At 60.8% G+C, this 20,044-nt stretch carries 15 protein-coding genes; 6 read left to right on the top strand and 9 right to left on the bottom strand.

Annotated elements, in window-relative coordinates:
- Positions 1-8 precede the first annotated feature (8 nt).
- From PspR76_RS16510 to PspR76_RS16540, 7 genes are read right to left on the bottom strand one after another with little or no spacing between them, the layout of a single operon-like run.
- Positions 9-833, bottom strand: coding sequence for an amino acid ABC transporter ATP-binding protein (locus PspR76_RS16510; protein ID WP_159956903.1), 825 nt, complete (start codon positions 831-833; stop codon positions 9-11).
- Positions 820-1,503 (bottom strand): amino acid ABC transporter permease, encoded by a 684-nt coding sequence (locus tag PspR76_RS16515; protein ID WP_159956905.1) that lies wholly within the window; start codon positions 1,501-1,503, stop codon positions 820-822. Before PspR76_RS16515 ends, PspR76_RS16510 begins: the two co-directional genes overlap by 14 nt.
- Complete coding sequence (locus PspR76_RS16520) at positions 1,493-2,218, bottom strand: amino acid ABC transporter permease (protein ID WP_159956907.1); 726 nt, start codon at positions 2,216-2,218, stop codon at positions 1,493-1,495. Before PspR76_RS16520 ends, PspR76_RS16515 begins: the two co-directional genes overlap by 11 nt.
- Complete coding sequence (locus PspR76_RS16525; RefSeq protein ID WP_159956909.1) at positions 2,218-3,417, bottom strand: aminotransferase class I/II-fold pyridoxal phosphate-dependent enzyme; 1,200 nt, start codon at positions 3,415-3,417, stop codon at positions 2,218-2,220. Before PspR76_RS16525 ends, PspR76_RS16520 begins: the two co-directional genes overlap by 1 nt.
- Entirely contained in the window at positions 3,414-4,835 is a 1,422-nt protein-coding gene (locus PspR76_RS16530; protein ID WP_159956911.1) for an FAD-binding oxidoreductase, read from the bottom strand. The genes PspR76_RS16525 and PspR76_RS16530 overlap by 4 nt, the downstream gene beginning before the upstream one ends.
- Positions 4,828-5,634 carry a transporter substrate-binding domain-containing protein gene (locus PspR76_RS16535; protein ID WP_159956913.1) on the bottom strand — a complete coding sequence of 269 codons (807 nt, stop codon included), beginning with the start codon at positions 5,632-5,634 and terminating at the stop codon, positions 4,828-4,830. Before PspR76_RS16535 ends, PspR76_RS16530 begins: the two co-directional genes overlap by 8 nt.
- 2 nt (positions 5,635-5,636) lie before the next feature.
- Positions 5,637-6,458 carry a transporter substrate-binding domain-containing protein gene (locus PspR76_RS16540; protein ID WP_159956915.1) on the bottom strand — a complete coding sequence of 274 codons (822 nt, stop codon included), beginning with the start codon at positions 6,456-6,458 and terminating at the stop codon, positions 5,637-5,639.
- A gap of 244 nt (positions 6,459-6,702) precedes the next feature.
- Here PspR76_RS16540 and PspR76_RS16545 point away from each other — a divergent pair, with 244 nt between their 5' ends.
- The gene (locus PspR76_RS16545) at positions 6,703-7,554 is read left to right on the top strand and encodes a LysR substrate-binding domain-containing protein (protein WP_159956917.1); all 852 of its coding nucleotides are present in this window, start codon (positions 6,703-6,705) and stop codon (positions 7,552-7,554) included.
- 143 nt (positions 7,555-7,697) lie between these two features.
- Here PspR76_RS16545 and pdxR read toward each other — a convergent pair whose 3' ends face one another.
- Entirely contained in the window at positions 7,698-9,092 is a 1,395-nt protein-coding gene (gene pdxR, locus PspR76_RS16550; RefSeq protein WP_159961487.1) for a MocR-like pyridoxine biosynthesis transcription factor PdxR, read from the bottom strand.
- Between the two features lie 130 nt (positions 9,093-9,222).
- Between pdxR and PspR76_RS16555 the strand changes: the two genes are divergently transcribed.
- The 4 genes from PspR76_RS16555 to PspR76_RS16570 are packed head-to-tail and all read left to right on the top strand — an operon-like array spanning position 9,223 to position 11,927.
- Positions 9,223-9,699, top strand: coding sequence for a carboxymuconolactone decarboxylase family protein (locus PspR76_RS16555; protein ID WP_159956919.1), 477 nt, complete (start codon positions 9,223-9,225; stop codon positions 9,697-9,699).
- Positions 9,692-10,132, top strand: a complete 441-nt coding sequence (locus tag PspR76_RS16560; RefSeq protein ID WP_159956921.1) for a GNAT family N-acetyltransferase — start codon at positions 9,692-9,694, stop codon at positions 10,130-10,132. Before PspR76_RS16555 ends, PspR76_RS16560 begins: the two co-directional genes overlap by 8 nt.
- Positions 10,129-10,722: an FMN-dependent NADH-azoreductase gene (locus PspR76_RS16565; protein ID WP_159956923.1), complete on the top strand. Its 594-nt coding sequence runs from the start codon at positions 10,129-10,131 to the stop codon at positions 10,720-10,722. Before PspR76_RS16560 ends, PspR76_RS16565 begins: the two co-directional genes overlap by 4 nt.
- A 59-nt stretch (positions 10,723-10,781) precedes the next feature.
- The gene (locus PspR76_RS16570; protein ID WP_159956925.1) at positions 10,782-11,927 is read left to right on the top strand and encodes a MalY/PatB family protein; all 1,146 of its coding nucleotides are present in this window, start codon (positions 10,782-10,784) and stop codon (positions 11,925-11,927) included.
- A 58-nt stretch (positions 11,928-11,985) separates the two neighbouring features.
- Here the strand turns inward: PspR76_RS16570 and PspR76_RS16575 are convergent, their stop codons facing one another.
- Positions 11,986-16,353, bottom strand: a complete 4,368-nt coding sequence (locus tag PspR76_RS16575; protein ID WP_237235671.1) for a hypothetical protein — start codon at positions 16,351-16,353, stop codon at positions 11,986-11,988.
- Between the two features lie 315 nt (positions 16,354-16,668).
- Here PspR76_RS16575 and PspR76_RS16580 point away from each other — a divergent pair, with 315 nt between their 5' ends.
- A complete protein-coding gene (locus PspR76_RS16580) occupies positions 16,669-20,016 on the top strand; it encodes a hypothetical protein (RefSeq protein WP_159956927.1) in 3,348 nt (1,115 codons plus the stop codon).
- Positions 20,017-20,044: the final 28 nt, after the last annotated feature.

The raw sequence follows: 20,044 nt of genomic DNA on the forward strand, positions 1-20,044 counted from the left end.
TCCTCTTATCAGACGGACAGGCTGTAACGGCTCAAATTGGTCAACAGGTACGGGTCGTGGGCGATGGGGCCACGGCGCCCCGAATCGCCCAAGGCATGGCGCAGAAACGTCTGGGTGCGTTCGCTGGCGGGGTTCTGGAAGATCTGTGCAGCGCTGCCGTGTTCGACAATCACGCCGTTTTCGGTGAAGTACACTAGGTCGCTGATCTCTTCGGCGAAGCGCATTTCGTGGGTGACCAGCACGCAGGTCATACCCTCTTCGGTGAGTTCGCGGATCACCGTCAGCACTTCGCCGACGGTTTCCGGGTCGAGTGCCGAGGTCACTTCGTCGAACAGGATCAGCTCCGGACGCATCGCCAGTGCGCGGGCAATCGCCACGCGCTGCTGCTGGCCGCCGGACAACTGGCCTGGATAAGCATCCGCCTTGTGCTCCATGCGCACCTTGGCCAGCAACGCTCGCGCGTCTTTCTCGGCGTCGGCGCGGTTGCGGCCCAGCACCTTGCGCGGGGCGATCACCAGGTTTTCCAGCACCGACAGGTGCGGGAACAGGTTGTACTGCTGGAACACAAAGCCGACGCGCTTGCGCAACTCGATACGCTGAGCTTCATGGGCCAGGGTGTCGACGCGGGTTTCACCCACGCGAATACTGCCGCGCTGGGGCTGCAACAACCCGGTGATGCAACGCAAAATCGTGGATTTGCCCGAGCCCGACGGGCCGATGATCGACACCGCCTGGCCGCGATGCACATCCAGGTCAATGCCTTTGAGCACCGGGCTGCTACCAAACGACAAGTGGATATCCCGCAGGCTCACCAGGGGTTCAATAGAAGGCATAACGGCGCTCCAGGTGTTGGGTCAGGCGGGAAATCGGGTAGCAGTAGGCGAAAAACAGCACCAGCAGGCTCAGGTAGATCACCACGGTAAAGCCGGTGAGGTTCACGGTGTTGCTGGCGATCTGCGCGGTATCGATCACGTCATGCACGCCGACCAGTGAGGCCAGCGCGGTGCCCATGGTGACCACGGCGTAAAGGTTCATCCACGGCGGCAACATGCGCTTGAAGCACTGCGGCAAAATGATCGAACGGAACAGCTGGCCACGGGTAAACGCCAGCGACCGCGCGGCTTCCCACTGGGTGCTGGGGATCGAACCGATGGCACCACGGAAGATCTCCGCCACGTTGGCACTCGCCGGCAAGGCCAGGCCGAGGGTGACCTTGACCCAGTCGGGGAACGACACATAGCTGCTGCCGATATGGATTTCGAACGGGAACACGTAGGTGGTGAAATAGATCAGCACCAGCCACGGCGCATTGCGAAATACCTGCACCCACAGCCGCGCGACAAACCCCAGCGGCGACAGCGCCAGCGCGCCGATCAACAAGCCCAGCAGCGAGCCGATGGCAATCGCCAACAGGCTGATCAGGATGTTCTGGCCAAAGCCTGCCACCAGCGCCGGCGACCACTGCCACAACGCCGACAGCACTGGAAATGAATCAATGGCCATAGCCGGGCATCCTCAGGCGCGCTTCCAGCCAGCGCCCCACACAATTGACGATAAAACTCAGCAGGCCGAAGAAACTCAGGATCAGGATCATCAGTTCCAGCACGTTGTCGCTTTGGGTCCAGATCATGATCGCGGCGTAGGTGATGTCACCCACGGCAATGGCCGAGGCCACGGCGGTCATCTTCACCAGGTCGATCAAGTTGTTGATCAGCGACGGCAAGGCAAAACGCAGCGCCAGCGGCAACTGCACGTTCCACAGCAGTTGGCGCCTGTTGAAGGCCAGAGAGCTGGCGGCTTCCAGGGTCACGGCGGGCACCGCTTCGATGCCCGCACGCAAGGCTTCGGCGTGGAACGCGCCCTTATGCAGGGATATTACGATCACCACCCAGGCAAACGGCGTCAGCGGGTTGGCCGCGCCCACCGCCTGGGTCAGCAGCATGTTCAACACCAGGAACGCGCAATACAGCTGCACCAGCGTCGGCGTATTGCGTGTGACCTCGACAAACACCCGCGCCGGCTTGGCCAGCCACGGGTTGCCCGAAGTCAGCATGGCGGCCAGGCTGATGCCCGCCAACAGGCTGCCAATGATGGTGAACAGGCACAGCCAGCCGGTGGTCAGCGCGCCCTGGACCAAGGTGCCGCGCTGGTAAGCGTCGAGCAGGAAGCTGTAGTTCAGGCCAAAGCCTGCGGCCCAATGAACAAACGCCTGCATCATTACAACTGTCCGCAGGCGGCTGCGATACGCCGCCCGGCCTCAGCCACGCTGTCGGTCGCGGTGGCGATGGACAAGCGAAACCACGGCGACAGGCCATAGGCGCTGCCCGCCACACCGGCGACGCCCTGCTCCAGCAGCCAGGCGACCAGATCTTCATCGCTGTCGATGCGCTGGCCGTCCGGGCGAGAGCGGCCTATTAGCCCTGCGCAGCGCACGAACACGAAAAAACCGCCCTGGGGTTCAAGCACTTCCAGGCCTTCCACGTTATTCAACGCTGCAACCAGAATATCCCGACGCAATTGATAGGCCGCGACCTGCTCGGCGAGGAAGTACAGCCCGCCGTTATAGGCCGCCAATGCCGCCGCCTGCCCCACCGATGACGCACCGGAGGTGGACTGCGATTGCACCACCGCCATCGCGTCGGTGAGGGTTTTCGGCCCGGCGCCAAAGCCGATGCGCCAGCCGGTCATGGCGTAGGTCTTGGACACGCCGCCCACCAGCAGGCAGCGGCCCTGCAAGTCGGGTGCGACGTTCAACAAACTCTGGGCCGGGCGACCATCGAAGCGGATGTGCTCGTACAGCTCATCCAGCAGGATCAACACCTGGGGATGGCGGCGCAGCACCTCGGCCAATGCCTGCAGTTCGGTTTCGCTGTACACCGCGCCGCTGGGGTTGCCCGGGCCATTGAGGATCAGCCAGCGCGTGCGCTCAGTGATGTGTTGCGCCAACTGCGCCGGCAGCAACTTGCAGCCCTGCTCCAGCCCACATTCGATGAAGACCGGTTCGCCGCCGTTAAAGCGCACGCTGTCCGGAAACGACGGCCAGTAAGGCGTCGGCACCAGCACTTGATCGCCTTCGTCGAGGGTGGCGGCGAAAGCATTGAAGATGATCTGCTTGGCGCCGTTGGCAATCACGATGGACGCCAGCGGGTAGTCCAAGTGATTTTCCGCGGCCAGTTTGCGCTGCACCGCCACGCGCAGCGCCTTGACGCCCGGCGTCGGCGTGTACTTGGTGGCACCGGCCGCGATGGCGGCGTAGGCGGCTTGCTTGATGTATTCCGGGGTGTCGAAATCCGGCTCGCCGGTGGTCAGGTCGAGGATATCGCGCCCGGCGTCACGCAGTTCGGTGGCGCGGGATTTGGCCGCAGCGTTGGCCGACAGCGACACGCGCTGCACGCGTTTGGACAAGCGTACGGTCATGGCTGCACCTCAAGGACTTTACCGGGGTTGAGCAGGTTGTGCGGGTCGAGCGCCTGCTTGATGCGGCGCATCAGGTCCAATTCCACCGGGCTTTTGTAGCGCCCGAGCATGCCGACTTTGCGCTGGCCGATGCCGTGTTCGGCACTGATCGAGCCGCCGTGGGCATGGGCGCTGTCATGCACCAACGCGCTCAACTCGGCGTAATGGGCCATGTGCGCGTCCACTGTCGAACCCAGCGGGTGTGCCACGTTGTAATGCAGGTTGCCGTCGCCCAGGTGCCCGAAGGTGAAATTGCGCACGCCGGGGAAGTGCTGCTGCAGCAATGCATCGGTGTGCGCGACGAACGCCACAACCTGAGAAATCGGCACTGAGATATCGTGCTTCATATTGCGCCCGGCGCGTTTCTGCGCCTCGCTCATGTTCTCGCGCAGCAGCCACAGGGCCTCGCTTTGTGCCAGGCTTTCGGCGATCAAGGCATCACTGATGAGTTGCTGTTCAAAAGCATCGCCGAGCACCTGTTCGAAGGCTTCGCGGGCATGCGCTTCGCCTTGATTATCGGAGAGTTCAATCAAGGCAAACCAAGGCTGGCGCGCGATTTTGAAAGGCTGCGGGCCGTCCGGGAACTGGTCGCGCAACAGCGCCAGGCAATCGGCGGTGAGCAGTTCGAAGGCCGTCAGGCTGGCGCCAAACCCGGCACGGGCATGGGACAGGAACGCCACCGCCTGGGCCAGCTCATCGAAAGCTAATAGCGCGGTGGCCTGGGCCTTGGGCAGCGGGAACAGCTTCAAGGTGGCGGCGGTGATTATCCCCAGCGTGCCTTCGCTGCCGATGTACAAATCGCGCAGGTCGTAGCCGGTGTTGTCCTTGCGCAAACCGCGCAAGCCATGCCAGATCTCGCCTTCGGCGGTGACCACTTCAAGGCCCAGGGTCAGCTCGCGGGTGTTGCCGTAACGCAATACCGCAGTGCCGCCAGCGTTGGTGCCCAGGTTGCCGCCGATGGTGCAACTGCCCTCGGCACCCAGGCTCAGGGGGAACAGGCGGCCGGCCTCACGGGCCACGTCCTGGATGTTCTGCAGGATGCAGCCGGCTTCCACCGTGAGTGTGTCGTTGTCGGTGTCGACCTGGCGCACGCGGTTCATGCGATCAAGCAACAGCAACACCGAACGCCCGCTGGCATCCGGCGTGGCGCCGGCCATCAGCCCGGTGTTGCCGCCCTGCACCACGATGGGCGTGCGCAAGGCTACGCAGGCGCGCACCACGGCGGCAACTTCGTCGGTGGTGGCCGGGTGCACCGCCGCGAACACCTGGCCGGTGTAGCGGCCCTGCTTGTCAGTCAGGTACTCGGCCGCTTCAGCACTGGTTTGCACATGGGCGGCGCCCAGCAGTTGTTGCAGGGTGGCGAACAGCGTGTCACTCATGGCTGTACTGCTCGTGCAGATCACGCAGGGCCTGGGACGGCGCCATGCCCGTGCGTTCGCCGAGGGCGATCAGGAAACCGCTTTTATGCCAGTCGCGCACAATGGCATCGAGCCTGGCCTGGGTATCGTGCTCGCCCTTGCGAATCCAGATCACCGATTTGGACGGAATCAGGTCGCCCGGCAGTGGAATTTCATAGCCGTCCCACTCGGCATCGCTGAGCAGCGCATGCATGGTCGGGCTGACGTGCACAGCCGCCACGCAACCGTTACCGCGCAACGACAGCAAGGATTCGGACTGGCTGCGGAACGCCTTGATCTGCGCGCCGTAGGTTTCCTGCAGCGGCTTGATGAAGTTGCTGCCCTGGGACACGCACACCGGCTTGTCCTTGAGGTCGGCCCATTGCTTGATACCCGCACCTTTGCGAATCAATGCCGCGCCGCCGACTTCTTCATAGGGCGTGGGCACGTAATCGAGGATCTCGGCGCGCTCTTCGGTGAATTGCATATTGGCGATCAGAATGTCGACCTTGCCCTGCTGCAGGAACTGCACGCGGTTGGGCGCCAGCACCGAGACCGTCTTGGTCTCGACGCCCAGCGCCTGGCCGATGCCTTTGGCCAGTTCGACGTTGTAGCCCAGGTGCTCGCCGGTTTTCGGGTCGATGGTGCCGAACGGCGGGCCGCTGAGGATAACGCCGACACTGATGGCATGGCGTTGCTGGATCTTGTCGAGGGTGGCATCGGCGTGGGCGAAACCGGCGCACAGGGCCAGGCCAAGTGCGGTGAGGGTTTTAAACGGCATGCTCAGGCACCCTTGAACTGTTGTTGCAATTCCACCAGCGCCGGCGAGGCCGGGCTGATGCGGTTGCGGGTCTGGGCGTCGATCAGCCAGCCGCTGCGGTGCAGTTCCTTGACGATCGGGTCGAGTTTGGCCTGGGTGTCGCCTTCGCCGCGACGGGTCCAGATCACCGACGGCGCCGGGTTGAGTTCCGGGCTGATGGCGCGGTAGTCCTTCCATTCGGCGCTGTCGTTGATCAACGGGTTGATCAGTGTGGAGTCATGCACTGCCGCCACGCAGTTGTTGCCGCGCAGGGCCAGCAGCGATTCGGACGAGCTCTTGAAGGCTTTGATCTGCGCGCCGAACTCGGTCAGCGGCTTGACGTAGCTGCTGCCTTGGGAGGTGCACACGGGTTGGCCCTTGAGGTCTTCCCAGCGGGTGATCTTGCTGTCCTTGAGTACCGCTGCGGTGCCGCCGATGCGGTAGAACGGGGTTGGCACAAAGCCGAGGATTTCACCGCGCTCGGCGGTCCATTCCATGTTGGCGATCAGCAGGTCAACCTTGCCTTGCTGCAGGAACTGCACGCGGTTGGCGGGCAGTACCGGCACCAGTTGCACTTCGGCGTGCAGCTGGCGCCCCACTTCGTTGGCCAGGTCGACGTTCAAGCCCTTGGGCTTCTGCGTGGCCGGATCAATGCTGCCGAACGGCCCGCCAGACAGCAGCACGCCAACCACCAGCACATGGCGTTGTTCGATTTTGTCCAGCGTCGCATCGGCCTGGGCCGCCACACTGCCGCCCAGGGCGATCATCGATCCCAGGGCCACCGGCAACCATTTCTTGAACATCATTGGACTTCCCCCTGGCGAATGATCGGCGTACCCCGACCTGATGGAGGGGCATGCTAGGGAGAGTGCGGTAGCAACGGAAATGCAAATATCTCATATCGTTATAACTTGCCGTATAAGGGTGACCTTTGATTCAGGCATAACCCTCTATTTGCTGGCCTTGATAAAAATCAGCTTCAACAACACATTAATATCTGTAATGTTTAACTTCACACCCTTGATATAAAACCGCCTTTGGAAATGGCCTATGTCGACCCTCGACCTTGAACTGCTGCGCACCTTTATTGCCGTGGTCGACCACCACAGCTTCGCCGGCGCCGGCATGCACCTGGCGCGTACGCAGTCGTCCGTGACTCAGCACATGCAGCGCCTGGAACAGCAAGTGGGCGTGAGCCTGTTTGAAAAGCGCGGGCGGCAGAAGCAGCTGACCGAGCCGGGTTTGCAGCTGCTGCGGCATGCGCGGCAGATGCTGTCGCTGAATGACGACGCGTTGAATTCGCTGCGTGAAAGCAGCCTGAGCGGTGTGTTGCGCATTGGTTCGCCGCATGACATTGCCGACACGATTCTGCCGCCGATCCTCAGCCACATCGCCCGCTCGGCACCGCGCTTGCGTTTGGAAATCGATGTGGGGCGCAGCCCGTTTTTGATGGATGACTTGCACCGGGGCAAGGTGGACATGGTGATATCTACGCGGTCCGATCCGAACCTGGAGGGGTTTGCCTTGCGTACTTCGCCGGTGTGGTGGATTTGTTCGGCGCAGTACATTCACCAGCCGGGTGAACCGCTGCCGTTGATTCTGGTGGATGAGCCGAGCATTTATCGGCGGTATGCGCTGGAGGCGCTGGAGCGGGCGAATATTCCTTGGCGGCAGGCGTACCTGGCGTCGAACCTGATCGGCATCAAGGCCGCGACCCGCGCGGGGTTGGGGGTGACACCGCGGAGCATGGAAATGCTCGGGCCGGATATGCGCGTGCTGGGGGAGACGGATGGGTTGCCGCGCATGCCTGAGGTCACTTACTACTTGTGGATTCGGCCGAATACGGCGAACCCGATTGCGCGTAAGGCTTATGATTTGATTCGGGGGAGTCAGGGGTTGTGATCGCGGGTACATATCCATTGAGGCTGTACTCAATCAAATGTGGGAGCGGGCTTGCTCGCGAATGCGGTGGGCCAGTAACACATGAGCTGACTGAACCACCGCATTCGCGAGCAAGCCCGCTCCCACATTTTGATCTCATTCCATTAGATAGATTTAGCCGTTACCCAAGGAGTGGATAGCGACTCGACAATAACTCGGCGTAAAACCAGCGCCACCTCCGCCGCCTGCTCAGCCGTCAGCACATTCGTAAACCCCATCAACACCCCCTGCTCACTGCCAGGTTCCAGCATCCATCCCGATAACGGCTGAACAGCCAAGCCCGCGTTGTTTGCAGCCTCAACCACAACACAATCCGGCACTGAAACCAGCAACCGCGCCAGCAAGTTAATTCCCCCCGCCTGCTCATCCACCCGCAAAAACTCCGCGCAGTGCACCCCAAGCGCCGCCACCAACAACCGCCTGCGTTGCGCATACAAAAGCCGCATCTGCTTCAGGTGCCGCGTAAAATGCCCCTGCTCCAGAAAATCCGCCGCCGTCAGTTGCAACAGCTGTGCACTGCGCTGCTGCAACGCCTCGGCACTGCGGCCAAACGCCTCGACTAACGAAGCGGGCACCACCAGATACCCCAATCGCAACCCCGGAAACAGCATCTTGCTGAAGCTCCCGGCATAGATCACCCGATCCCCCACGTCCTGGCTCTTGAGCGCCGCCAACGGCTGGCCCTGATAGCGAAACTCACTGTCGTAGTCATCCTCGACCACCCAACTCCCCTGCTCCCGCGCCCACGCCAGCAACGCCAGTCGTCGCGCCGGGCTCAATGCCACGCCCAAGGGGCTCTGATGCGCCGGCGTCACAATCGCCAAGCGCGCCTGCCGGTCGCGCTGCCTGCCGCGCTCAACGTCCAGCCCCTCAGCATCCACCGGCACCGGCACCAATTCCGCCCCCTGATGCAGCAACAACTGCCGTGCATGCAAATACCCTGGGTCTTCAAACCAGCAGCGCTGCCCCGCCATCTGCAGCGCATCGCACAACAGCGTCAGACACCCCGCATACCCTGCACACACAAACACCTGCTGCGGCGAACACTCCACGCCCCGGTACAACGCCAGGTAACTGGCAATCGCCGCGCGCAAGGCATGAGCGCCACGCACGTCGCCCATCGCCAGGCTGTCGGCATCGGTGCGGCGTACCTGCCGGGTAACCAACCGCGCCCACAGTTTGCGCGGGAATGCATCCAGCGCGGGCAGGCCCATTTGCAGCGGCCGGGGGCCGGAAGCGACCGGCGTAAAGGCCGGCTGCGGCTTCATCGGGGCGACTGGTATAGCCCCCGCAATCACAGTGCCCGCCTGCCCACGCGCCTCGAAAAAACCCTCACTGACCAGCAACTGATAAGCCGCCTCAACCGTGCCCCGCGCCACCTTGAGTTCCAGGGCCAGGCTGCGCACCGACGGCACCCGATCACCTGGGCCGAGTTGGCCCTGGTCGATGGCGAGGCGAAAGCGCCGGTAGATTTCCTGGTATTTGGGCAGTGATGACATCGCAGACAAGCTCGGCAGAAACACACAGCCAAGTCTGATCATGTCCCAACCCACTTGTCCAATCATGCCCCTGTTGACCGGCCATCCCGCCACCGAAAATGGCGCATCCCTTACCCCACAAGGAACGCCCATGAACCACCGTCTTGATTACGCCCAGGCCGCTCCCGTCGGCTACAAAGCCCTGGGCTCGGTGCACAGCTACATCCACGGCTGCGGCCTGGAGAAAGAGTTAATCGACCTGGTGTATTTGCGCGTTTCGCAACTCAACGGCTGCGCCTATTGCCTGGACTCCCACTCCCGCGACCTGCTCAAGAAAGGCGTAAGCCTGGAAAAAATCATGCTGCTGGCCGCCTGGCGCGAGTCGTTGCCGCTGTTCACGCCGCGTGAAAGCGCAGCCCTGGCGTGGGCCGAGGTGGTCACGCAGGTCGCACACACCCAGGTGCCGGACGCCGACTACGCCGAGGCAGCGGCGCTGTTCAGCGACAAGGAAATCGCCGACCTGACCCTGGCCATTGCGTTGATGAACGCCTTGAACCGCGTCGCCATCAGCTTTCGCAAAGTGCCGGCCGCGATCAAGGCCCACCTGGAAAACCTCAACGATGAATGATCACGTCGAATTCGTACAGATGGAAACCGAGGCCGAGTACCTCGAATGCTTCGCGGTGATGCGGCAATTGCGCCCGCACCTGACTGACGCGCCAGCGTTCGCCGCGCAAATCCAGCGCCAACAGCAGAACGGCTACCGTCTGTTGGCCGCGCGCGAACATGGCAAAGTGATCGGCCTGGCAGGTTACCGGCTCACGGAAAACACCCTGTACGGGCGGTTTATCTACGTCGATGACTTGGTGGTGGATGCCGCGCTGCAGCGTCGGCGCCTGGGCGAACAGTTGCTCGACCGGGTGCGTGAGGAAACCCGCGCACGGGGCTACCGCTTCCTGGTACTGGACACCGGCATGCACATGGCCCTGGCCCAACGCTTCTATTTCCGCCAAGGCTTGCTGCCCCTGGGCATGCACTTTTCCCAGGACGTGAGCCAATGACCCGCGCGCTGTTGCTCAGTTTCAGCCCCCACGGCAAGGCCGCGCAGACCTTCAAACTGGCGCGCGCCTTGCTCAGCGATCTGGTGCCCAACGCCGCTATCACCGAACGCGACTACGGCAGCCAGGCGCTGCCGCCGTTGACCCGCGAATACGCGAATGCCCTGACCACCCCAGGTGGGTTGAGCGGCAGCGCGACGGCCGTGTCGGAACAGTTGATCGTTGAGCTGGAAACCTGCGATCTGCTGATCCTGTGCACGCCGGTGCACAATTTCAGCGTGCCGGCGGCGCTCAAGGGCTGGATCGACCATGTGGTGCGCATTCAACGCAGCTTTACGGTCAACCCGCAGTTCGAAAAGGTCGGCCTGCTCAATGACCGGCGCACCTTTGTGCTGGTCAGTTCAGGCAATGCGCGCAAGGGCCATGAACCGGACTTTCTCACGCCGTATGTGACCGCCATCCTCGCAACGGTCGGCATCCGCACGGTGGATTTCGTCTACCTCGGTGCCATGGTGCGGGGTGAAGAAGCGGTCGCTCGATCCGTGGAGCAGGCGCACCGGCAGTTAGCCGCGGCAATCAGCGCTGGCCTATAAAAATAATGGCGCTAGAATCAGCGCCATTATTGCGCCCGCCTCCCTGATACGAGCCCCCCATGAGCTTTGATTTCGACACGATCCACCCCCGCCTCGGCACCGGCAGCACCAAGTGGAACCGTTACCCGCAAGACGTCTTGCCGATGTGGATCGCCGACATGGATATCGCCGCGCCACCCGCCATACTGCAAGCCTTGCACGCGCGCCTCGACCAGCAGATCCTCGGCTACAGCGTCGCCGGACCCGATGTGCGCGACGCCATCGTCGCCGACCTGTGGGCCAAATATGCCTGGCGCGTGCAGCCCGACGAGTTGCTGTTTCTGCCCGGCGTCGAGCCTGGCTTCAACATGGCCTTGCACGCCTTCGTGCAGCCGGGCCAGCCGGTGGTGCTGCAAACCCCCAACTATCGGCCGATTCGCCTGGCGCCGGGCCACTGGAACCTGCCGCGCATCGAAGTGCCGTTCGAGTTGAGCCACGGCGAATACCTCACGCCAATGCCTGCCATGCACCAGGCGCTCGCCGGCGCCGGCGCGCTGCTGCTGAGCAACCCGCATAACCCCATCGGCAAGGTCTTCCCACGCGAAGAGCTGCTCGCCGTCGCCAACGCTTGCCTTGCAAACGGCACGTTGATCATCAGCGACGAAATCCACGCCGAGCTGTGCTTTGACGGCCGCCGCCACATCCCCACTGCCAGCCTCAGCCCGGAGATCGCCCAGCGCACCATCACCTTGATGTCGGCGAGCAAGGCCTACAACGTCGCCGGTTTGAAGACGTGCTTTGCCGTGGTGCAGAACGCCGACGTGCGCGAGCGCTTCAATAATGCGCGCTGCGGCATGGTCGACAGCGTCAGCCCGCTGGGCCTGGAAGCCACCCGCGCCGCCTACAGCCAGTGCAGCGAATGGCTCGACGCGTTGGTGCAGTACCTGCAAGCCAACCGTGACTACCTGCTCAACGCGGTAAAAACCCGTTTGCCCGGCGTAGTGATGCATGCCCCGCAGGGCACCTTCCTGGCGTGGCTGGATTGCAGCGCGCTGGGCCTGGATGACCCACAGCAGTTCTTCCTGGAACAGGCCAAGGTCGGTTTGAGCGCGGGAATCGAATTCGGTGATGACAGCCAGCAGTGTGTACGCCTGAACTTTGGTTGCCCACGGGCGATGCTGGAAGAGGGTTTGCAACGCATGGAACGCAGCCTGCAAAACCGTTGACACTGACGGGCGCCTTGGCGGTGCCCATCAGCCTTCGTCACGGCTTATGCTTTAGGCTTCAGGCTTTAGGCGTCACCTCAACCTTCATGCTATGGACCTGCACAACGCGGTTGGATGAACCGGTCTGTCGCGGTGCACTGATCGTCATCATCACGCCGTCATTGGTGATGAATGTCGGCCGCGCTTTATCGTCTGGCGAGTCTTTGGAAAGCGCGTTGTTGATCACCAGAATCCGTGATTGATCAGGGGTATCACCCGTCAATGTCACGATCAGATTCCCCGAGGGTAACAGGGTCCAGTCCGAGACTTGTGCGGCGCTATAGTCGAGCCTGATGATGCTGTCGGCGGGGTCATCAATGTCCACGGTGCTATTGGCCTGATTGGCCTTGTTAAGCAGGTAGGTATTGGCCCCGCCCTCACCAACGACTACAGCGCCACCATTGATCACGACAAAGTTCGCGCCTTTGCCGGTGAAAACCCTGTCGACTTTGCCATTGAGTGTGAACAGATTGCTCTGATCATCCCCCTGGATAACGCTTTGCCCCTGCGCCACCGTCGTCACATCAGAGAATGCCTGGATATGGGCGATTTTTTTCAAGCCGTCCGTATCGACTTTATAGTCTCGGTCTTTCAACCGGGTTTGGGTTCTGATTGAGACTGTATTGGTTTGCAAGTTGATGTGATGCCCCAGGTATTTGGTGGTTGTGTCCTGGCCATTCTCTTTGAATGTGGTGGTTAAAGGCCCCGAAAAGATCAACGCATTACGACCCCGCCCGCCATCGAGTACGCTCGCGTGGGCATTGCTGTCCTGGTTTGGCGCTTGTTCCACCTCCCTGGCTTGCTCCCGTGTCTGAAGTGCATCGGCGTTGAAGACGAACTTATCGTCCGCATCGCCGCCCTTGATCCCTTTTTTGCCGCCGCCCATCACGAAATAGTTGGGTTTTTGCTTAATGCCCTCCACCCAGTCATTGCCATCGCCCAAGTCCCAGTAGGTGGCTTTGTTTTGCCCTTGCTCGCCTTCTACCGTGTTGACCGGCTTTTGGTTCCATGACGTGAGGTCGCTGGAAATATGATCCTTGCCACCTTTTGCGCTCACCTGCGGCACCAGGCCCGGCGCCGGAATAAGGTTCAGCAGCCACGTGATGGGCGAATACCAAAGTGACGGTGTCAGCGCAACGCTTCCCGGTACCCGCTTGACCTCTACGTCGGTAGAGCCGATCACCACCCGCTCAAAAAACGCTTTGCCTGGCCCTTTCAGAAAATTCTCGAAGGGGGTCCGGTTATTTTCGTCATTCGCCTTTGAATAGTTGGCTTCCAGGTAGGGTTTCATGACATCGAAGCCTGGTTCAATCCCCAGGAAGAACTTCAGGCCACTGCTGAATTTCTGCGGGCCGGTCAGCGGCGTCACGCCATCAATGTCCTCTACGCCACGCACCGCCGTGTAGATCGCTTGCGCCGACATTAACGTCGCCGCCACCGCCATGCCCACTCGGGATGAAGCCCCGCCGCGGGTCATAAACGAGGCGCTCAAGGCAATCGAAGTGACCGCACCCGCAACGGCCATCGTACCGTTCACATAGTGATCCTGAGCCTCTTTGCCCGTGGTTTTTGTGGCTTTGGTGAATGAATCGATGGCGGTGTAGATATCAAAAGGCACGCTCAACAGCGAGCCGACTCCACCACCGGCCTTGCCGATCATTTTGCCGAGGCTGCTGGTCTTGAAGCCGGCAATGGAGGGTGCTTGACTGCTGAGGATCTTTTGCGCCGCACGGTTCATGGCATATTCCGCGCCCTCACCGGCGAAATCCGCCACGACGGACCCCAAATTAATAACCCCTGCCGTGGTGTCTCCACTCTCCAGGTTCTGGATGCCACTGCGCAGTTGATGATAAGTCGAGAAGGCTCGCATCCCCAGGCCTGCGGCGGTCGTCGCGCCGACCTTGCCAGGTGCTTCTGAAGCGAAGAAATCCTCAGGCAGCGGCTTGCCGCTGCTCTCCAACGCGCGCAGCTCATCAGCGTGTTGAGTTATTTCACGGATAGGTTTTTGTAACGCCTCGGGCACCAGGCCGCCATCGGCACGGCTGATCAAGGGCGCCACTGCAGAGCTGCGATTAGCGGCCAACGCCTCAACAACATCGGTTATACGCCCAGTCACATCATCCGACGCAGTTCTGCGATAGGCCGCAAAGTGCACGTAGTCGATCTGCAGGGTATTGGCGAGCGTGCGCCCCTGCGGGTCATTGGCCAGCGCGCTTTCAATGGGCTTGCCATTGAGCGTGGCACCCATTTTGTAAAGCTCGACACGGCTGACTTCCACCTCACCGATTCGCAAGGCAGGCTGGGTATCATCAAGTAATTTCAGGCGCTTCACTTGATCCGGATCGAGGGTCACCCCACTGGCGGCCGGTGGTGTGACGGTCACGGGCACCTGGGCAACGTCGGGTAACGGAAGAATCGTGCGGATTGACGTTTCGATCTGGTTGTTCAGTGCACCATCGTAGAGACGGGCGGTAAACGCTTGCGCCATGAAGTCCGCTGAACTTCTGGAGGCGCGCGGGCTGAGGTGGCTGCCGACGCCACGAAACGGTTCCGCGTTGTTGAGCATCTCCAGGAACGCTTTGGAGTGGTTTTTGTAATAACTCACCATTCCCAGCTTGCCGGCGATTAGCGCCGCTTGTTTTTGCGTGGACGGGTCGCCGCCATCCGCTTGGGCCTCACGGCCAATACGATCGGCAACGGTGCTGTCGGCCATGGTGGGAGCGGCAAAGAAATCGTCACCGATGACCAGAACCGGCGGTTCGCCCAAGCGCAACTGTGTTTCCGCTTGATCGCCGGGGTTGGCAATGACCACTCTGATCTTCTCGCCCACCGCCTCTGCGGCAGCCGGATCACGCTGTAAGAGTTTCTTCAGTGCTGCGTCGACTGCATCGGTCACCGCCTTAGTCCGGCTGGGGTGGGTGCTGCTATTGTTTTTTATATCAACAGACTTGCCCTGAATATTCTCGGTCCTGAATTGCGTAGGTGAACCGATTGCCTGCTCTGCCAACTTGGCACGGTCTGCCTCCATCCGCTCAAAGATAAACGGAAAGTCGACGGGCGCCGCAGCCTCATTGATCACATTGACCAACTTTTGCGCAAGTGTCTTCATAACTGACATAAGCATGGAGTTTGGATGGTCAGCCATAAAGTACTTGACTGAGTCCAACACGGCCAATGTCTGGTGATACTGAGCCATGCCTTTACCCGCCTGCACGTCGTCGAGCCCTTGCAACACCTGATTATACTGTTTCAAGGCAGCACTATCGGGGGCCGGAGCCTGCTGGCGTAAATCTTCCGAGGTCGGCAGCCGTGAGGCATTGATTACCTTGACCTTATCGAGCCCGTACAAGGGCGCGTCGTACATAAACTTGATGTTATTGGTGTCGCCGGACACTTCTGGTATGTGGTTGCGGTTAAACACGCTGACCAAGTACTTAGGGCCGTCAGAGTAGCCTTTCAACGGCTGAGTCAAATGCTGCAGCCTTCTGTCGGTGAAGACTTTTTGCAGCCCCTCTTCAAAAAGTTCGGCGGACGCAAACTTGGTAGGACCGATATTCGGATCGGTATAGTAATACGTTCGGGTATTCCCCGGCCCCACGATCACGCCCGCCGTCAAACGATGGCCTTCGCTGCTGATCAGTAGTGTTTTGGTGGTGGGTGAATCTTTAAGCAGTGGAGCGATGCTGGTAAAGGGCGCCACTTTAACCGTGGCAGGATCATGCGCAATCCCACGGTTTTTCAGCTTGCCTTGAACCTTGGCAAGCGTTTGGAAAAACGCTTGGGACTCGGGTGTGTCCGGATCCACAGTCGCCTGGAAGATGTTCCCCAGGAAGATGTGTTCTTTACCCTCTGCCACCGCCAACGAATGCAAATGTGAGAACCCTGCGCATTCGCCACCGGCTAATTGGTTAACAATCGCCAAGTAGTAACTTTGGGGATTGCCTGTCGTGGTCACGCCTACCTTGGTCATGATCGAATTGTAGGCCGCTACGTTGTTGCCCGCCGCACGCATGACGCGATGTTCACTCCAGTACTGCAAGGCCCCCAGTTGGTCCGGATCGAGCTGGTTATCCAGCGCGAGCCTCATCAGCGGCAATTGTTTCATTGATGCAGAATAGTCGGGCAATTCCACAGACGTGGGTGACTTATAGCCCTTCAAGTAAAGGTCAGCGGCGGCGCCGTACTTGGCCTGTATGACTTTTGCTTGAAAAACCGCAGGCACTTCCTCATCCGGAATAACCTGGCGAGATGCCGTTGCAGTCGAGGTATCCCGGCGGGTGCGATGATGTCCAGAAGTATCGGGTTGCACCGAAGACGCTGATAAAGTGTCGCGAGCAGTTACAGCGGGAGGAAAAAACAGGGTTGTTATCGGAGAAGACAGGTTCATGATTATTTCCGAAATATGAACTTACTAGTTTGACCTCCCTGGCGAATCGAGTCCCACCTCGCAAACGTACAAGTAGAAAAACAGCAAAACGATCAGACTTATCCGCCAACGCTTCGTGAGGGTTTTACAAGGTGTTTTAGTTCGGACATTTAATGTTAATACGGGCGGTAAAACCTCGATTAAGTAACGACTTATTCTTAATCAATCCCCGGCCGTGACTCGCCCTATTTCACAACGTTTCGCAACGTGGGCCCAGCCTCGGCTGTTACTGTTTTTGCCTATCCGTCCCACCGGCAACAGCAGGAGTTCCATGGCATGGCCACCCAGCCTCTCGATCGCGCGTCCGACCCTAAAGCCCTTCCCAGCACGCCGTCCAAATCGAGCGCCGCTTTTCACGTGCTGCTCAAGAACAGCGCCAACAAAAAAGTCGAAGCCCAGGACAAGCCACCCTCGGGGCTCGATACCAGCAAGAAAGACGGCTACGAACTCGCCGCCAAGGACGCCACGCCACCACCGGCCCTGTCCGACTACAAGGCCATTGGCCCGCCCGATGAAGTCGGCCCGGGGTTGATCCGCTACGAGACCCAGGACGGCAAAAAAGTCATTGTCAGCGAACAGGACAGCCCGGATCTGTTCAAGCAAGTCAGCGCCGACTTCAAATCGCTGACGGGCGTGGTTGCCAGCCAGAACGCCGGTTACCAAAGCCTCGGCGCCGATGGCAAGGCCCCGGAAAAACTCGCCGACTACAAATCCCTCGGCCCGCCGGATGAGACCGGCCCTGGGGTGATCCGCTATGAAACCCAGGACGGCACCAAGGTCGTCATCAGCCAGCGCGACAACCCCGAAGCCTTCCAGAAAGCCAAGGACGACTATGCAAGTTTCAGCGGCCTCTCCAGCAGCGAAGACGCCGGCTACAAGCGTGCCGGCGACAACGAAGTGTGGCCGCCCTACGCCGGCACCACGGTCGGCCCTGAAGATGAAGTCGGCCCGGGCCTGATTCGCTTTGAAAGCAAAGGCCAGAAGATGGTCGTGGCGCGTGATGACAACCCCAAGCTGTTCGACTACCTGGCGGGCCTGCACGCGGTCTATACCGACCCGGGCAAGAAGGCCGTGGTCGAAGGCGAGTTGAACAACGGTGCAGCGCTGGCCGACGCCAATACGCCGGTGCCGGGCCTGAACGACTACAAGACCTTCAGTTGGAACAACGACCAGAAAGACAGCATCCTCACCTACGAACTGCACGATGGCACCAAGGTGGTGGTGTCATCCGACGTCAGCCCCGAGTTGTTCAAGAGCGTTGCCACCGCACACGACACCTGGGACAAGATCCACACCAGCGAAAGCGAAGGCTACAAGCTCGCCGGGCCGAATGACTTTCTGAAAAACACCGACATCACCTTCGGCTCACCGGACGAACTCGGTGACGGCCTGATCCGCTATGAAACCAGCGAAGGCAAGGTCATCGTCTCCAAGGAGCTCAGCCCGCAGCTCTACGATGACGTCAAGGCCAAGTGGGATGCCTTCAGTGCCGGCGCGGTCGACGACACCCGTGCCAAGCACAACCTGCCCAAGGCCGGCGACCTCGATGTACTGAACATGGACACCGGCGTGCACGCCGATGAAAAGGACGACAAATCGCCGACCCTCAGCGTCAGCGAACTGGCCACCACCCAGTTGATCGACACCTACCGCGCCGGCGTCAAGGACGGCTCGATTGCCAAGGACGACCCACGGGCCAAGCTGGTGCGCGCGCTGGAAGCACAAGCCGCCTACCAGAACGGGCACGGCATCACCGGCTATGAGGAGGCTCGCCGCCCGTTCAACACCACTTGGCGCGAATCCGACAGCAAGCAGACCGAGCTGACCTCGGCCGACATGCACGACATCATCGACGGCAAAGCTGTGCAAAAGCAGATCGGCGAGCTGTTCAACGACCCGACGGTACAGGCCGACTACAAGTCGAAGATGGACGATGCGATCAACAAACTGCCGAACAAGGACGAGATCAAGCAAAAGCTGCTCGACCTGACGTCCAACCCGGATTACGTGCTGTACCTCAAAGACCTGCAAGACCAGGGCAAGACCTCCGAAGCGCAAAAAGACCTCAGCGACACGCTCACTTCGCTGTCGCTGTTCGACCCCGAAGCGGCCAGCAAGGCGGCACAAAACATCCAGGCCGATGGCTTGACCACCGACCTCAATACGATTCTGTCGGACCCGAGCAAGATCTCCGACGAGAACAAAGAGCTGGCCACCAAAGACCTGTTCGGCCTGCTCAAAGGCGTGCTGAAGGGCACCTTGCTCGACCTGCCGCGACGTTCCCAGGAAACCCTGGAGAAATTCCTCAACGAAGGCCTGGAAGGCAAGGAAAAATCCGCCGCCGTCACCAAGGCCCTGGAAGAGTTGGGCGAGGTGTACAAGAACAACGGCTCCATCAGCGAAGCCGACCTGAAAACGGCGCTGAGCAAACCTTATATCCCGGTGGCCGACCGCGGCATGCTCGGCGAGGTGTTCCACACGCTGAACAGCAAGGGCATCCTCGGTTCCCTCGGCGCCGGCGTGACCATGTTCTCGGCGATTTACCAGTTGGTCGGCAAAGGCGGCAAGCTCGGTGAAACGCCGGCGCAGCGCATGTCGATCGCCAAGGATTTCTTGAGCTTTGCCGGTGGCTCCAGCCACTTTGTGCGCCTGGGCGACAAGATCGGTGAGACGCTGGGCAAAGGCGGCCTGGTGGATTTCCTAGGCCTGGACAAGACCTTGCCGGAGATCTGGGGCAAGACCGGCCTGCAGGAGCCGAACTTCGAGTTTCGCGTCAGCGAATTGCCTGCCGATGTTAAAACCAAGATCAGCACCGCACTCGACGCCGTGCCGGACAGCCAATACGACGGCATTTCGAAGATGTTCGGCGAGGGCGATAAAGCCGTTACCGAAGCCACCGAAGGCCTGGCGACCCACCTGGACGACGGCCTGGCCGCCGCAGGCGCGGCCAAGTTGGGCGCGTCCAAATCGGCGAAGATTGCCGGCTCAGTGATCAAGGTGCTCGGCCCGGCCACCGATATCGCCGGCGGCTTTGCCGATATCGTCTTGGGTGCGCTGGCGATCAAAAGTGGCGTGCAGAGCAAGGACCCGTTGGCGCAAGCCGCCGGCGGCCTGCAAGTGGCGGGTGGCGCTTTCGGCGCCTCGGCCGGGGTGTTGGGCGCGGCCGCACTGTTTGGTGCGGGCACGGCGGCAGCCTTGACCGGGCCTCTGTTTCTGGTGGGGGCGGTGTTGGCGGTGGTGGGCGGGATTATCGGTTTCTTTGTCGACCACAACAAAAAACAGAAGGCTACCAACGCTGAAAACGATTGGTATCGCGACCTGGCCGGTGATGGGTTATTGCAAGGCGACTGGGCGGAAAAAGTCGAATACGCCCACTACGAAATCCACCATTACCACGGCCGCGACACGCCAACCGATGACAGCCTGTTTCGCTTCCAGCAGTCGGAGTGGGAACACTTCGAGCAGACGCCCGGCAAAGGCGGCTCGTCGAGCAACCGCCTGGATGGTGATTTGCACAAGGACTACAAAGACCCCGACGCACCACCGCCAAACCTGCCGAGCGATGCCCCGCCGGACAAACCGCAACCGCATCAACCGGGTGGTGGTGGGCCGCGCATCAACTGACAACGATGGGAGGGAGCGTGCTCCCTCC

The sequence above is a fragment of the Pseudomonas sp. R76 genome (genome assembly GCF_009834565.1).
In the GTDB taxonomy this organism is placed as follows: domain Bacteria; phylum Pseudomonadota; class Gammaproteobacteria; order Pseudomonadales; family Pseudomonadaceae; genus Aquipseudomonas.